The sequence below is a fragment of the Erwinia plantamica genome (assembly GCF_043420595.1).
GTDB classification, from domain to species: domain Bacteria; phylum Pseudomonadota; class Gammaproteobacteria; order Enterobacterales; family Enterobacteriaceae; genus Erwinia; species Erwinia aeris.
In genome coordinates this window covers 159,992-174,734 of the sequence record NZ_JBGCUC010000003.1, presented here as the reverse complement: position 1 = coordinate 174,734, position 14,743 = coordinate 159,992, and the positions used below count along the sequence as shown (strand labels likewise).

Annotated in this window: 12 protein-coding genes; 10 read left to right on the top strand and 2 right to left on the bottom strand. The window is 48.4% G+C overall.

The window, feature by feature from the left end; genetic code table 11:
• Positions 1-237: 237 nt before the first annotated feature.
• The 3 genes from AB3U87_RS04240 to galE all read left to right on the top strand — a co-directional run bounded on the left by AB3U87_RS04240 (position 238) and on the right by galE (position 3,850).
• A complete protein-coding gene (locus AB3U87_RS04240) occupies positions 238-1,467 on the top strand; it encodes a glycosyltransferase (RefSeq protein ID WP_301251111.1) in 1,230 nt (409 codons plus the stop codon).
• A 425-nt stretch (positions 1,468-1,892) separates the two neighbouring features.
• Positions 1,893-2,789 (top strand): UTP--glucose-1-phosphate uridylyltransferase GalF, encoded by an 897-nt coding sequence (gene galF, locus AB3U87_RS04235; RefSeq protein WP_301251110.1) that lies wholly within the window; start codon positions 1,893-1,895, stop codon positions 2,787-2,789.
• A gap of 47 nt (positions 2,790-2,836) precedes the next feature.
• Complete coding sequence (gene galE / locus AB3U87_RS04230; protein WP_253460080.1) at positions 2,837-3,850, top strand: UDP-glucose 4-epimerase GalE; 1,014 nt, start codon at positions 2,837-2,839, stop codon at positions 3,848-3,850.
• Positions 3,851-3,912: 62 nt separating this feature from the next.
• Here the strand turns inward: galE and rfbA are convergent, their stop codons facing one another.
• Entirely contained in the window at positions 3,913-4,785 is an 873-nt protein-coding gene (rfbA, locus tag AB3U87_RS04225) for a glucose-1-phosphate thymidylyltransferase RfbA (RefSeq protein WP_301251107.1), read from the bottom strand.
• 10 nt (positions 4,786-4,795) lie between these two features.
• Positions 4,796-5,860, bottom strand: a complete 1,065-nt coding sequence (gene rfbB, locus AB3U87_RS04220; RefSeq protein WP_394148487.1) for a dTDP-glucose 4,6-dehydratase — start codon at positions 5,858-5,860, stop codon at positions 4,796-4,798.
• Between the two features lie 479 nt (positions 5,861-6,339).
• Here rfbB and rfbC point away from each other — a divergent pair, with 479 nt between their 5' ends.
• The 7 genes from rfbC (at position 6,340) to AB3U87_RS04185 (ending at position 14,520) form a co-directional block, all read left to right on the top strand.
• Positions 6,340-6,876, top strand: coding sequence for a dTDP-4-dehydrorhamnose 3,5-epimerase (gene rfbC / locus AB3U87_RS04215; RefSeq protein WP_253460089.1), 537 nt, complete (start codon positions 6,340-6,342; stop codon positions 6,874-6,876).
• Positions 6,873-7,751 carry a dTDP-4-dehydrorhamnose reductase gene (gene rfbD / locus AB3U87_RS04210; protein ID WP_253460092.1) on the top strand — a complete coding sequence of 293 codons (879 nt, stop codon included), beginning with the start codon at positions 6,873-6,875 and terminating at the stop codon, positions 7,749-7,751. The genes rfbC and rfbD overlap by 4 nt, the downstream gene beginning before the upstream one ends.
• 82 nt (positions 7,752-7,833) lie before the next feature.
• Positions 7,834-8,664 (top strand): glycosyltransferase, encoded by an 831-nt coding sequence (locus AB3U87_RS04205; protein ID WP_253460095.1) that lies wholly within the window; start codon positions 7,834-7,836, stop codon positions 8,662-8,664.
• Positions 8,665-8,731: 67 nt separating this feature from the next.
• Positions 8,732-9,565, top strand: a complete 834-nt coding sequence (locus AB3U87_RS04200; protein WP_394148484.1) for an ABC transporter permease — start codon at positions 8,732-8,734, stop codon at positions 9,563-9,565.
• Positions 9,555-10,892, top strand: coding sequence for an ABC transporter ATP-binding protein (locus AB3U87_RS04195; protein ID WP_253460101.1), 1,338 nt, complete (start codon positions 9,555-9,557; stop codon positions 10,890-10,892). The genes AB3U87_RS04200 and AB3U87_RS04195 overlap by 11 nt, the downstream gene beginning before the upstream one ends.
• Positions 10,889-12,025, top strand: a complete 1,137-nt coding sequence (locus AB3U87_RS04190) for a GT99 family glycosyltransferase N-terminal domain-containing protein (RefSeq protein WP_394148483.1) — start codon at positions 10,889-10,891, stop codon at positions 12,023-12,025. Before AB3U87_RS04195 ends, AB3U87_RS04190 begins: the two co-directional genes overlap by 4 nt.
• Positions 12,022-14,520, top strand: a complete 2,499-nt coding sequence (locus AB3U87_RS04185; protein ID WP_394148482.1) for a glycosyltransferase — start codon at positions 12,022-12,024, stop codon at positions 14,518-14,520. Before AB3U87_RS04190 ends, AB3U87_RS04185 begins: the two co-directional genes overlap by 4 nt.
• The last annotated feature ends 223 nt before the right edge of the window (positions 14,521-14,743 follow it).

Here is a 14,743-nt window from a genome sequence, read left to right as displayed (position 1 = left end):
GATTTTTAGGATAATTACGCTTGCCTGGCTGCACAGGTTAGCTGCTAGTATTAGATAAAATTGATCAAGCTGTTCGGGGCAGGGCGAGACGTTCCTGCCCTGTTGCTAAAACCGCCTCTTGGTGGATACGACGCTGCGAATATTATGTCTTTCGCCCCGGGCGATCCGCCAGTCTGCGCAGGAGCGCGTTCCCGGGACTTACTACCGAAGACGTCGTCAGTATTTTAGGGTAAATCGATGAAACTAACTTTTTTCACCATGCGTTTTCCGGTAGCGTCAGAAACCTTTGTGCTCAACCAGGTAACCCACTTCATTGACAGTGGATATGACGTAGAGATCATTTCGGTATTTCCGGGCGATCACGTTAACCGGCATGCGGCTTTCGATCGCTACAATCTGGCGGAACGTATTCATTATCTGTTGCCGGAAGAGCAAAAAAGCAACGCGGAAAAGCTAAAGCAGCGCCTGAAAATGATCCTGCCGAAGCTCTTCAAGCCTGGGGTTATTAAGGCCATGAACGTGGGTCGCTATGGCGATCAGTCCATGAAGCTGCTGCTGCCGGCTATCGTCGCCTGGGCTAAGAAACCTATTACTTCAGATGTGTTTCTGGTGCATTTCGGCTACGCGGGCGCGCTGGCCAACAAGCTGCGTGAGCTGAAAGTGCTGCGCGGCAAGCAGGCAACGGTTTTTCACGGCGCGGATATTTCCCGTCGCTTTATCCTCAACGAGCACCGTAAAGATTATCCCATCCTTTTCCGCGATACCGAGCTGCTGCTGCCTATCAGCCATCTGTGGGAAAGAAAGCTGATTGCCATGGGCTGCCCGCCGGAGAAAATCCAGGTCACGCGGATGGGTATTGAACCTGAAAAATTCAATATGAAAGCGCGTGAAGCGCTGCATCAGCCGTTACGTATCCTTACCGTGGCGCGCCTGACCGAGAAAAAAGGCCTGGGTGTGGCGGTGGAAGCCTGCAAATATCTGAAAGAGAAAGGCGCTAATTTCCAGTACACCATTATCGGCAACGGCGATATGGAAGAGCAGATGCGCGACACTATTCGTCAGGCCCATCTGGAAGACTGCGTGCAGATGGTCGGCTTTAAGCCTCAGGAAGAGATTAAGCGTTACCTGGACGAAGCCGACATCTTCCTGCTGCCTTCGCTGACCGCCGCCGATGGCGATATGGAAGGCATTCCCGTTGCGCTGATGGAAGCGATGGCCGTAGGACTACCGGTGGTTTCCAGCGATCACAGCGGCATTCCGGAGCTGATTGAAAACAACGTTTCCGGCTGGCTGGCCCCGGAAGGCGATGCGCAGGCGCTGAGCGATATCCTGTTCCGGCTGTCCAAAGGCGATGTGGACGTCGCGCCCGTGGTCGCCGCCGCTCGCCAAAAAGTGGAAACGGAGTTTAACCAGCATATTGCCTATCAGGAACTGGCGGAAACGCTGGAAAAGCTGGCTAAGCGTTAATAAATCGTACTATTAATTTCAGATAATCTTTATTAAAGCGGCAGAGTAAATTTGCCGCTGAGTGCAGCGTAATTATATTTTTGTGCGGACTTATCGAATACCCGACAATTAATTCAGCGCTAAGCTAAGACAGGTAAAGGCGATTGCTGTGGCAATGGCCTTTTTTTATTTAAGCCCGATAAGTTATCGAAACTGAACGAGGTTCACGGCAAAGTCTGGCAAAGCCGCGCCGCCTGCGTTTGCAGGCTCGCAGCTCAAGGGCCGTTTGCCGCGTGCATTTATGAAAATTCATGGGCTAAGCATTAAAATGCCGGTCCTTATATGGGCCAGCCGCAGCTAAATTTTCAGATTAAGATTATACTTGCTGAATATCACTTTAATGCATAATTGCTGAACGTTTTTTACTTCATTTATATGGAAAAAATATGACCAAGCTTAAAGCAGTTATCCCCGTTGCGGGTCTGGGTATGCACATGCTCCCTGCTACAAAAGCCATTCCTAAAGAGATGCTGCCCGTTGTCGACAAGCCGATGATCCAGTACATCATCGACGAGTGCGTAGCGGCAGGCATCAAGGAAATTGTTCTGGTCACCCACGCGTCCAAGAATGCGGTTGAAAACCATTTCGATACCTCTTATGAGCTGGAAGCCCTGCTGGAAGCGCGCGTCAAGCGTTCACTGCTGAGCGAAGTGCAGTCAATCTGTCCGCCAGGCGTGACCATCATGAACGTGCGTCAGCCACAGCCGCTGGGCCTGGCTAACTCTATTCTGTGCGCTCGTCCTATGCTACACGACGAAGCTTTCGTGGTCGTTCTGCCGGACGTGCTGCTGGACGACTCTACTGCCGATCCGCTGCGCTATAACCTGGCCGCGATGGTTGCGCGTTTCGAAGAAACCGGCCACAGCCAGGTGCTGGCGCACCATATGCCTGAAGCCGACCTTTCCGAATACTCGGTGATTAAAACGAAAGAAGTCATGGATAACCCGGGTCAGACCAGCCAGATCCTGGAGTTCGTGGAGAAGCCGGAGCAGCCGCAGACGCTGCAATCCGATCTGGCTGCGGTAGGCCGCTACGTGCTGTCCGCCGATATCTGGGCCGAGCTGGAAAATCTGGAGCCGGGCGCCTGGGGCCGCTACCAGCTGACCGACGCTATCGCCAGCCTGGCGAAAAAGCAGCGTGTTGACGCGCAGCAGCTGACCGGTACCAGCTTCGACTGCGGTCGTAAATTAGGCTACATGAAAGCTTTTGTCTCCTGGGGACTGAGAAATAACGCGCAGGGCCGCGAGTTCCGCGAAGAAATCAAAAAGATCCTCGCTAAGTAATTTCCCATTATTTAAGGTCGCGCCAGCGCGGCCATAAAGGAGTCAATATGGCTATTTTGGTAACGGGCGGAGCGGGCTACATCGGTTCGCACACGGTGCTGACGCTTCTGGAACGCGGCGACGACGTGGTGGTTCTGGATAACCTGAGCAACGCTTCCCGCGAATCTATCGTTCGGGTAGAAAAGCTGACCGGTAAAAAGGCCGTTTTTTGCGAAGGTGATATCCTGGATCGCGCCTGCCTGCGCGACCTTTTCGCTCAGCACAATATCACTGCGGTTATTCACTTTGCTGGTCTGAAGGCGGTTGGGGAATCTACCCGTATGCCGCTGGAATACTATCAAAATAACGTGACCGGCACGCTGGTGCTGCTGGAAGAGATGCGCGCTGCCGGCGTGAATCAGTTTATTTTCAGCTCTTCCGCCACCGTTTACGGCGCGGATGCGCCGGTACCTTACGTTGAGACTACGCCAATCGGCGGCACGACCAGCCCTTACGGCACCTCTAAGCTGATGGTTGAGCTGATCCTGCGTGACTATGCCAAAGCCAATCCGGAGCTGAAAGCCATCGCGCTGCGCTACTTTAACCCGGTAGGCGCGCATGAATCCGGCCAGATTGGCGAGGATCCAAACGGTATCCCTAACAACCTGCTGCCTTATATTGCGCAGGTTGCGATTGGCCGCCTCGAAAAGCTGGGTATCTTCGGCGACGACTATCCGACTAAAGACGGCACCGGCGTACGTGACTATATTCACGTAATGGATCTGGCTGAAGGCCACCTGAAAGCGCTGGATCATCTGTCGGCTATCAGCGGTTATAAAGCCTATAACCTGGGCGCGGGCGAAGGCTATTCCGTACTGGAAATGGTGAAGGCGTTCGAGAAGGCTTCCGGTCGTCCGGTGCCTTACCAGGTCTCGCCTCGTCGCGATGGCGATCTGGCAGCGTTCTGGGCCGACGCCTCGCTGGCAGATAAAGAGCTGGACTGGCGCGTTTCACGCGGCATCGACGAGATGATGCGCGACACCTGGAACTGGCAGAGCAATAACCCTAACGGTTATAAATAAAAAAAGCACAGCGAATGCTGTGCTTCAGGTAAAACGTCGAGCACAGCTTCCGCTGTGCTTTTTTAAATCTTTTCGTCGATCAGATTTTGCAAATACTGACCATAAGAAGTTTTTGACAGTAGTTTTGCCTGTACTGCCACTTCCTCATAATTTAGCCAACCTTTACGCCAGGCGATTTCTTCCAGACAGGCAACCTTCATGCCCTGACGTTTCTCAATAGTATGGATAAACTGCGACGCTTCAATCAGGCTGTCGTGCGTGCCCGTATCCAGCCAGGCGAAACCGCGCCCCAGCAGTTCAACGTTCAGCTGACCTTTTTCCATATACATTTCGTTCAGCGTGGTGATTTCAAGCTCGCCACGATGGGACGGTTTAACCTGCTTAGCCATTTCTACTACGCTGTTATCGTAGAAATACAGGCCAGTGACGGCCCAGTGCGATTTCGGCTTTAACGGTTTTTCTTCAATAGAAAGCGCACGGAAGTTTTCATCGAATTCGACCACGCCAAAACGTTCCGGGTCCATTACCTGGTAACCAAACACGGTAGCGCCGCTTTTTAACTGCGCAGCGGTTTCCAGCTTTTTCCCAAAGCTCTGGCCAAAGAAAATGTTGTCGCCCAGCACCAGCGCGCAGGGATCGCCGGCAATAAATTCCTCACCGATAATAAAGGCCTGCGCCAGGCCATCAGGAGAAGGCTGGACGGCATATTCCAGCTGAATGCCAAACTGACTGCCGTCGCCCAACAAACGCTGAAACGAAGATAGATCGTCCGGCGTGGTGATAATCAAAATTTCTCTGATCCCTGACAGCATCAGTACGGAAAGCGGATGATAGATCATCGGCTTATCGTAGATGGGCAGCAGCTGTTTTGATATGCCGCGGGTAATAGGGTACAGACGCGTTCCGGAGCCTCCGGCTAAAACGATGCCTTTCATAAAATACCTTTTATTTATTTAAACCCAGACGTTCGCCTGCATAGGCGCCGCTCTGCACACGCTGCCACCATTCGCTATTATTCAGATACCACTCAACGGTTTTACGAATACCGGTTTCAAACGTTTCCTGCGGCCGCCAGCCCAGCTCGCGAGCGATTTTGCCGGCGTCAATGGCGTAGCGCATATCATGGCCAGGACGATCGGTAACGTGGGTGATCAGCTCGGCAAAATGGCTCACACCGTTTGGTTTGTCAGCAATCAGTTCATCCAGGATCGAGCAAATGGTTTTCACCACCTCGATATTTTTCCGTTCGTTGTGGCCGCCGATGTTGTAGGTTTCGCCCACTTCGCCTTCCGATACGACTTTATACAGCGCTCGGGCATGGTCTTCGACATAGAGCCAGTCGCGGATTTGCAGGCCTTCACCGTAAACGGGCAGCGGTTTGCCGGCCAGCGCGTTCAGGATAACCAGCGGGATCAGTTTTTCTGGAAAGTGATAAGGACCATAATTGTTTGAACAGTTGGTAATAATTACCGGCAGACCATAGGTACGGTGCCATGCGCGCACCAGGTGATCGCTGGAAGCTTTAGAAGCGGAGTAAGGGCTGCTTGGCGCATAAGGCGTGGTTTCCACGAAAAGATCGTCCGTACCGTGCAGGTCGCCATAAACCTCATCGGTGGAGATATGATGGAAACGGAAAGCAGATTTCTTCTCGCTGGAAAGCGAGGACCAATAAGCTCGGGCCGCTTCTAACAGCGTATAGGTGCCGACAATATTGGTTTCGATAAAGGCAGCCGGGCCATCGATAGAGCGGTCAACATGGCTTTCTGCCGCCAGATGCATAACGGCATCCGGTTGAAATTCTGTGAAGGCTCTTTTCATGGCGGCCGCATCGCAAATGTCAGCCTGAATGAAGTGATAGCGAGGACTTTGTGAAACGGCAGCTAAAGATTCCAGATTGCCGGCATAGGTCAGGCTATCCACCACCAGTACCGTCGCCTGAATATCGTTAATAAGATGCCTGACGACGGCTGAACCGATAAAACCTGCACCGCCTGTTACAAGAATTTTCATGAATTAAAGCTCACTCATTTGCTATCGCGAAGTTATCCAGCATATTAAGCCGCAGGATCAGAGAGATAACCTGACCACAGGTTAAGAGAGCAAATTATACCTGTAACCACAATCGCCTCAACCATCGAAGGGCAAAAAACACGCGTTTAGTTACAGTTTTTCCCAGTATCATTCCTGCCTGTAACCGCTCATAAGGATATAAAGGCTGATGAGATGTAAATGAGCAGCAGGCGCAAGAATATTTTAAGGGTGCAATGGCGAAAATTTCTTTAAGTCAAGAGCTTATATGACCTTTATATGAAATTCCTTTACAGACAAACTCGTAAGAAAAAAAAGAATTACTGACACAGGGTTCAGCGTCGATCGAGTTAATGCTAAGATCAACCCCTTAAAACTGGCTCTTTTGATTTTGTTGAATGATCCATAAAATACGAATCAGCGCCAAAAGCATGTATTAACGGATGACGAACGGTGTACAAATGAAAGTTACTGAGACGCGTGTACAGGGTGTAAAACTCATCGAGCCAAAGGTTTTTGGCGATGAGCGAGGTTTTTTTCTCGAAACATTCCAGAAAGAGCGTTACCAGGCGTTGCTGGACATAGATTTAGATTTTGTGCAGGACAATCACTCCCGTTCGTCTCAGGGGGTTTTGAGAGGGCTGCATTTTCAAACTTCAAGGCCGCAGGGCAAGCTGGTCCGGGTCGTACGTGGTGAAGTTTTCGATGTGGCGGTAGACATTCGTCCTGATTCGCCTACGTTTGGCCAGTGGGCTGGCGTTTATCTTTCCGAAGAAAATAAAAACCAGTTCTGGGTTCCACCCGGCCTGGCGCACGGGTTCGTAGTGATTTCAGAATTTGCTGATTTTGAATACAAGTGTACAGACTATTATGACCCGCAACACGAAGGCTGTCTGCTGTGGAACGATCCTCAATTGAATATCGAGTGGCCTGTCGCTGAGCCACTACTTTCCGGTAAAGACGCGCAAGGTAAATTGTTCAGAGAGCTGTTCAAATGAAAGTGCTGTTAACCGGTGCATCTGGTCAGGTTGGTTCTTGCTTCCAGGATCTTGCTAAAGAGAAGTTTCCGCAGGTTACGCTGCTGGCTACCGATCGCTCGCAGCTGGATATCTCTGACGCTGCCGCTGTTGAACGGCTTGTCGGACAATTTCAGCCAGACGTTATTTTTAATGCGGCTGCCTATACTGCGGTAGATCGCGCGGAATCCGATCCTGAAGGTGCCTGGAACGTAAATGTACAGGCTGTAGAAAACCTTGCACTTGCCGCTCAGCGCCATCATGCGTTTCTTATCCATATTTCTACCGATTACGTTTTTAATGGAGAAGCAGATAAGCCTTGGGCTGAGGATCATCCCTGCGATCCGCAAAGCATATATGGTTCTACCAAACTGGCTGGTGAGAAAGCGGCGCTGACCTGTGAGCAGGCAATAGTACTGAGGACGTCATGGGTATTTAGCGAATATGGCAATAATTTTCTGAAAACCATGCTGCGGTTGGGTAAAGAGCGCCCCGCACTAAGCATTATTGACGATCAGCGTGGATGCCCTACCTATGCAGGCGATATAGCCAGTGCTGCGATGGAGATAATATTTGCCGCCCCGCGCCCTACAGGTATTTATCACTATAGCGGTGTAGGTGAAACTAGCTGGTTTGGCTTCGCAGAAGCCATTTTACAGAAGGCCTGTGTCGCCGGACTGCTGGAAAAAATGCCTGAGCTGACGCCCATCCCGACTACCCAGTTTCCTACGCCAGCGAAACGACCAAAGTATTCGGTTATGTCTACGCAAAAGATTGCAGCAGCAGGCATTATGCCCGTTAGCTGGCTGCCACGTATTGATCTCGTATTGCAAAAGCTGAAGACAAGCCTATCCTGAAAAACCTGGCGTTCGCGCAACATGCAAATCAGAGCAACGGACCGGCACACGGGACAGGTGCTAATTTCAGACAGGTTTAACGATGGATAATAACCCATATATGCAAATAGTCGCCTCAATCGTTCTGTATCGTCATACTCAGGCAGACATCGAGCCAACGCTGGCTTCTTTGTTAAGCGAGGAAACGGTAGAAAAGATCGTGCTGGTGGACAATGGCGGTGCTGACTGGGCTGCAAAGTTGCATCATCCGCGAGTTGACTATATTCGGGCTGAAAGCAACCGTGGGTTTGGCGCGGGACACAATATTGCAATAAAAAAATACCTTAAGCAATCTGAGTATTTTTTAATCTGCAATCCTGATATACGCTTTCATGAAGGATCTGTTTCCGCTTTATATCACGTGGCCAGGCAAAACAAATATAAATTTGTTTCGCCCTCAATTGTTTATTCGGACGGATCAAAACAGTTTAGCTGCCGTCTTTTACCTACGCCAGTAAATTTATTTGTTCGTCGGTTTATCCCGGCATTGGCAAAGGATCTCGATAATAAATATGAGCTGCGAAATGCAGATTTTTCGAAAGTTTTCACTGTACCTTCAGTATCTGGCTGTTTTATGTTTTTAGAATCCGATCTGCTTGCCAGACTGGAAGGTTTTGATGACAGATACTTTATGTATATGGAAGATATTGATCTTTGTCGCCGAGCCCTAAAGTATACAGATATTATTTACTATTCAGATGTCACTGTTACACATCTTTTTAAGAAAGGATCTTATAAAAGTAAATACCTCTTATTGCAACATATTTTATCATCGATAAAATATTTTAATAAATGGGGCTGGTTTTTCGATCCGCTAAGACGTTCAAAAAATAAAGAGTGTTTGAAGTCGGTACCCACCAGGGCCGATACCTAAATACTGTTTGAGGTATTAATAATATGTTCAAAAAATTTATTATGGCAGGTTCAGAGAGGGGAGAGAAATGAGCAACCCTCATTTAAAACAGCGTATTTCCGTCAGGGCGATGCTGGCTTCAGTTTTTCGTCATAAGCAATTGATTTATCAAATGACCAAGCGAGAAGTTGTCGGCCGTTATAAAGGCTCCAGCATGGGGCTGGCCTGGTCTTTTCTGAATCCTTTATTTATGCTCGCGGTTTATACCTTCGTCTTTTCCGTAGCCTTTAAAGCCCGCTGGTCCGTGGGCGGTGATGAAAGTAAAACGCAATTTGCACTGATACTGTTTGTGGGCATGATTGTGCATGGTCTGTTCGCTGAGGTGGTAAACAAAGCCCCAACAATTATTTTGGGAAATATCAATTACGTCAAAAAAGTTGTTTACCCCCTTGAAACGTTATCCGTTATCAGCCTGCTTTCCGCTATTTTTCATAGCGTAATTAGCCTGTTTGTCCTGATGCTCGCTTTCTTTACTTTTAACGGCTATCTGCACTGGACAAGCGTCTTTCTACCCGCTGTGTTTATACCTTTGATAATTTTTTGTCTTGGCTTATCCTGGATCCTTTCTTCACTAGGTGTTTATATTCGTGATGTAGGGCAAACCACCATGATCATTACTACCATCATGATGTTTCTCTCTCCGGTATTTTTTCCTATCACGGCTATTCCTGAAAAGTTCCGTATCTGGATTATGCTTAATCCGCTCACTTTTATCATTGAGCAAGCACGTGAAGTTCTAATTTGGGGGCATATACCAAACTGGAAAGGATTATTAATCTATACCGGCTGTGCCTCTGTTATTGCCTGGCTCGGCTTTGCTTTCTTCCAGAAAACCAGAAAGGGATTCGCTGATGTCCTCTAATGAATTTGCTGTCCGCATTGAAGGACTGAGTAAGTGCTATCACATCTACGATCGTCCCAGGGATCGCCTGAAACAATTCGTCCTCCCGCACGCGCGCCGCTTCGCAGGGAAAAGTACCCAAAATTATTTTAAAGAGTTTTGGGCCTTGAGGAATGTTTCTTTTACCATTAACCGTGGTGAAACCGTAGGTATTATTGGCCGCAACGGCGCAGGAAAATCGACGCTGTTACAGATGATCTGTGGGACGCTTTCCCCTACGGCGGGGAGCGTAGAAATCAACGGCCGCGTCGCCGCTCTGCTGGAACTGGGCGCAGGATTTAATCCGGAATTTACCGGACGCGAAAATGTCTACCTCAACGCCAGCGTATTAGGCATGAGTAGAAGCGAAACTGACGCTAAGCTTGACGAAATTTTAAGCTTTGCCGATATAGGCAACTTTATCGATCAGCCTGTAAAAACTTACTCCAGCGGCATGTACGTGCGACTTGCTTTTGCCGTGCAGGCCTGTGTGGATCCAGAAATATTGATTGTCGATGAAGCATTGGCGGTAGGCGATATCGGATTCCAATACAAATGCTTCAAACGCATGGAAGCCTTAAAGAAAAAGGGCACAACTATCCTGATGGTGACGCATTCGACTGGCAGTATCCTGGAATATGCCGATCGCTGCATCGTGATGAAAAACGGCGAATTGGTCGCTGACACCACGGATGTTCTGGCTGCCGTGCTTGCCTATGAAAAAGGCATGATCCTTTCGCAAGCCGAAGCGGTAGAAAATGTTAAGCCTCAAAACGAAACTCTTGCTGCCACGGCTTTCAGTGTCCCAGATCTACAGCGGATTCAGCAGACAGGTATTCATCGTGAAGTCGATGAAAAACGCTTCGGTAGCGCTCGCGCTATTATAGAAAAAATGGCCGTCATCAAGTCTGACGGTACGCCTCTGGAAGAGAAGCCAATGGTGAAAGCCGGTGAGGCGCTCACTTTTAACTTCACCCTGTTGGTTGCGGAGGAAATTAAAGAAGCCGTGCTGGGTATTTCTTTGTCCAGAGCGCAGGGGGGAGACGTTTGGGGCGATAATAATATTGCCGCCGGGCAACCTTTTCATCTTAAACCGGGTAAATATTATATTGATTACAAGGTAACTCTGCCTCTCAATGCGGGTGATTATTTAATCCATTGTGGGCTGGCTTCTTTGGATAATGGACAGCGTGAAGAGCTGGATCAGCGTCGCCCGATGCACAAAATAAAATATTGGGCGCCGCGTGAGCAGGGTGGTGTGCTTTACGCCCCGGTCAAGGTTTCCTTTAAAGAGAGTGCCGACAAATGATTGTCGCCTATTTCCCTTCTTTTCCATTCAGGGGGCAGTCTGCCCCTTATTTATGGATATTTTATAAGCTATTGACGACCTATGGCGATCGACTGCATTTTCTAACTGACGATCTTTATCGTAGAGATATCGATATCTGGCGTCAGTATGAACGCTGGGAATTGCTGGACGATTCGCAAACTCGTCAGGGCTATCGGCTGCCTACTCCGGCAGAACTGGCCGCTATGAGCTTCACCCCTTTTAACAGCGACTTTTTTGTCCGAAAGTTGGCCGAGCATAACGGTAATCCGACGCGTGCGTTTTATGATTACCTCACTACAGAAGATGCTACGCTTGAAAAAGATTTCCATGATACGATTTTGTCAATCGGAAAGGTCGAAGTTGTACTAAACTGGTGTAATTGTCCTTCTTTATCCCTGGCTTGTAAAAAGTTGAATATACCAGTAATGAATATGGAGTTAGGGCCGTTAAGACACCCGGAATACATCTCTACGGGCTACCTTGATTTTAGCGGCGTCAATGGCAACACTGAAGCAGCGACTCGCTATGCGGCCGTGGCGAAAGAATGCCGGTTAGACCTGACGCTTGAAGATTTAAGAGATTTTTTTGCCTCTTCGCCGTTGCCCCCGCTGACAAAAGAATACAAATCAGGCATAGTGCTACAGGTCGAAAATGACTCTAATCTTATTGCTTATGCTAATGGTTTCAATAATCAGGTATTGCTCGATTACGCACGCTTAAACTACGACAGCGATTTTATCGTGCGTAGCCATCCGGGCAGCGCTTTCAGATTAAATGACGAACTTTTTAATGTAGACAAATCAGCTACCAGCATTGATTTTATTGCTCGTTGTAAAAAAATAGTGACTATCAATTCCAGTGTAGGTCTTGAAGCGTTGTTAATGGGCGTGCCGGTTGCTGCTTTTGGCGATTCATCTTTTCGATTTATTTTAGAGGCAGAAGATGAAAAGGAACGTATTAACCGCCTTGGGTTTTACCTGTTTGCTTATCTGGTACCCTATTCCCTTATCTTTGATTTAGATTATATACGTTTCAGGCTCGCTAAGCCCGATGAAAAGGCGATTATAAAAAAACATCTTCAATTTTATGAAAGTGTAGGAAATACAAAATGAATGATAACGATAAGGGATCACTGGCATCCGATATCGAAAACGGCGTTAAGGACCGTAAGATAAAGGAATTAACCTCCAGCATCGCTGCGTTGCAGAATACTATAGCCATGCTGGAAGCTAATCGTGTTGAAACCCAGGCTGGCCATATTGCTTCAGCTAATGACCATTCAACGCTGGAAGCGGAAAATCAGACGCTGAAAGAGCAGGTAGCCGCTCTAATAACCCAGTTGGATGAGGTGCAGGCTAGCCACCGCAAAGCGCTGGCACGCAACGACATTGATCTGTCGAAAACGGTTGACGTCATTGTCCCTGTCTATGCTGGCCTGGAAGAAACCCAAGAGTGTATTGAATCCACGTTGGCTTCAATTCCGGACTGGGCGCAGCTGGTCGTTATTAACGATTGCTCACCGGAGCCGGAGCTGACGGAGTGGTTACGCGCGCGTAGCAGCAATGATGAGTTTATCCTGCTGGAAAACGAAACCAATCTGGGCTTTGTGGCTACAGTCAACCGCGGAATGCAGCTTCACCTGCGTAATGACGTGCTGTTACTCAACAGCGACGTTGAAGTAGCGAACGACTGGCTTGAAAGGATTAAAGATGCCGCTTATAGCAAAGAGCGCGTAGGCAGCATTACGCCGTTTTCAAATAATGCCACTATTTGCAGCTTCCCTAACTTCTGTGAAGATAACGAACTGTTGCTCGGGCTGGACGTTAAGGCATTGGACGACCATTTCTCCAGTTATGGCACCCAGGACAACCTGGTTGAGATCCCAACAGGGATCGGTTTCTGCATGTATATTCGTCGTGACTGTTTAAATCAGGTAGGCTATTTCGATGTCGAAACCTTTGGTCGCGGCTATGGTGAAGAAAATGACTGGTGTCAGCGAGCGGATAAGCTGGGGTGGAAGAATTATCATCAGCTGAACGTATTTGCCTACCATAAAGGCGGCGTCAGTTTTGCTGGCGAGCAAAGCCCACGTAAGATCAAAGCTATGGAGCTTTTGTCCGAACTGCACCCGAATTATACTGCTGACGTTATGTCCTTTATCGCTGCCGATCCGGCTAAAAAAGCTCGTCAACAGATGATGGCGCGTATTATCGCTACCACGCCGGTCCCTAAAGTGCTGCTGGTCAGCCATAAAATGGGCGGCGGCGTAGTTACCCATCTAAATGAGCTTATTGCGCATTACAAGAATAAAGTGCATTTTTTACTGCTGTCGCCAGGTGAAAAAGAGAATACCTATGCACTGGCGCTAACGGCAGAAGGTGCGGCCAACAAAGACCGGATTATTTTCGATCTGGATCAGGGCACAGATAAATTAATAGATTTGCTGACCTTCGTAGGTGTAGGTAATATTCACTATCACCATATTATGGGATTCAGCAAAGAGATCCTGGCGCTGCATGAAAAGCTGAAATGCAGTTATGATATAACGGTACATGACTACTTTTTAATTAACGGCAACCCCACGTTAACCGACCGAAACGGACGCTTCTGCGGCGATGATTTAACCACTATGGATCAGCTCTGCATTGAGCACTATCCAGTGCCAATGTATATGCCGCTGGAAGACTACCGCAAGCATGTCGCCGTCTGGCTACAGGGCGCACAGCGCGTGATTTTTCCATCAATTGATACGCAGGCGCGCTATGCCAACGTATACGATGCGAAAAATTACAATGCGGTCAGCGCGTGGCATATCGACCATCATGTTAAACAGCTTGATGTGCCGGTTAAAGCGCCGCAGCCTTCGCGCAATCTGAATGTCCTCATTATTGGTGCTATCAGCAAAGAGAAGGGCGCTGTTCTTCTGGAAGAAACCGCCGTCGCCCTGAATGGACATCCGGTGAAATTTACCCTGATGGGATATGCTTTCCGTCCGTTACACAGTGCAATTAATACGCTGGGCGGCTATTCAGATGCCGATATCGAAAAAATCATTGAGGAAGTGAAGCCTGACGTGGTCTGGTATCCTGCTCAATGGCCAGAAACCTATAGCTATACGCTTAGCATCGCCCTGGAGAATAGTTTGCCTGTGATCGTGCCTAACATTGGCGCATTCCCGGAGCGGGTTAACGAGCGTCAATATAGCAGAGTCATCCAGTGGGATATGGCGATCCCGGCGCTGAAGGAATTCTTCCTCTCGCTGGCGGCCGATCCGGCACTGCTGAATAATGGTGAAAATAAGCACAATATACTTGATGATAAAGGCATCAAGCTAAATAAAGGATTTTATCAGGCGGAATACCTCAATCCTGAATGGCAGCGCAAAGGGAAACTCGGCATTATCGATTACAAAACGTTGATCAATCATGTTGAGGTTACCAGGGTAATTAGCGATCAGCTCTCGCAAAAAGAGGTCTATCTGGCGAAACTGTGGAAGCTCATTCAGCTTCCTGGCGTTAAAGTTGTTGCGCGGCTAATCCCTTATCGTTTGCAGCGTTATGTGAAACGGCGATTATCAAATCGTGCTATTCACGAGATTGTTAAATAGTGCCTGGGCCCCCGCATCGCGGGGGCTTTTTATTTCAGAGTGTAAATAATGCTGTCGCGGTTACTATTAATGACTGTTTTTTATTCATTGACATGCTTTATATATGGTTATTACTTAAGCATTAATCTGAAAAGAGTAATAGCTGTGATAGCTTTGAATGTTAATTTTGCTATGTACAATAGAATGGATAATCTCTAAGGTAGAGAGACAGTTCAAGCACTAA

Excerpts from the sequence above, each read along its gene's own strand:
- AB3U87_RS04205 (WP_253460095.1), top strand. The coding sequence starts at position 7,834 with ATGGATAATAACCCATATATGCAAATAGTCGCCTCAATCGTTCTGTAT.
- AB3U87_RS04240 (WP_301251111.1), top strand. The coding sequence starts at position 238 with ATGAAACTAACTTTTTTCACCATGCGTTTTCCGGTAGCGTCAGAAACC.
- rfbC (WP_253460089.1), top strand. The coding sequence starts at position 6,340 with ATGAAAGTTACTGAGACGCGTGTACAGGGTGTAAAACTCATCGAGCCA.
- AB3U87_RS04200 (WP_394148484.1), top strand. The coding sequence starts at position 8,732 with ATGAGCAACCCTCATTTAAAACAGCGTATTTCCGTCAGGGCGATGCTG.
- AB3U87_RS04190 (WP_394148483.1), top strand. The coding sequence starts at position 10,889 with ATGATTGTCGCCTATTTCCCTTCTTTTCCATTCAGGGGGCAGTCTGCC.
- AB3U87_RS04195 (WP_253460101.1), top strand. The coding sequence starts at position 9,555 with ATGTCCTCTAATGAATTTGCTGTCCGCATTGAAGGACTGAGTAAGTGC.
- rfbB (WP_394148487.1), bottom strand. The coding sequence starts at position 5,860 with ATGAAAATTCTTGTAACAGGCGGTGCAGGTTTTATCGGTTCAGCCGTC.
- rfbD (WP_253460092.1), top strand. The coding sequence starts at position 6,873 with ATGAAAGTGCTGTTAACCGGTGCATCTGGTCAGGTTGGTTCTTGCTTC.
- rfbA (WP_301251107.1), bottom strand. The coding sequence starts at position 4,785 with ATGAAAGGCATCGTTTTAGCCGGAGGCTCCGGAACGCGTCTGTACCCT.
- galF (WP_301251110.1), top strand. The coding sequence starts at position 1,893 with ATGACCAAGCTTAAAGCAGTTATCCCCGTTGCGGGTCTGGGTATGCAC.
- galE (WP_253460080.1), top strand. The coding sequence starts at position 2,837 with ATGGCTATTTTGGTAACGGGCGGAGCGGGCTACATCGGTTCGCACACG.
- AB3U87_RS04185 (WP_394148482.1), top strand. The coding sequence starts at position 12,022 with ATGAATGATAACGATAAGGGATCACTGGCATCCGATATCGAAAACGGC.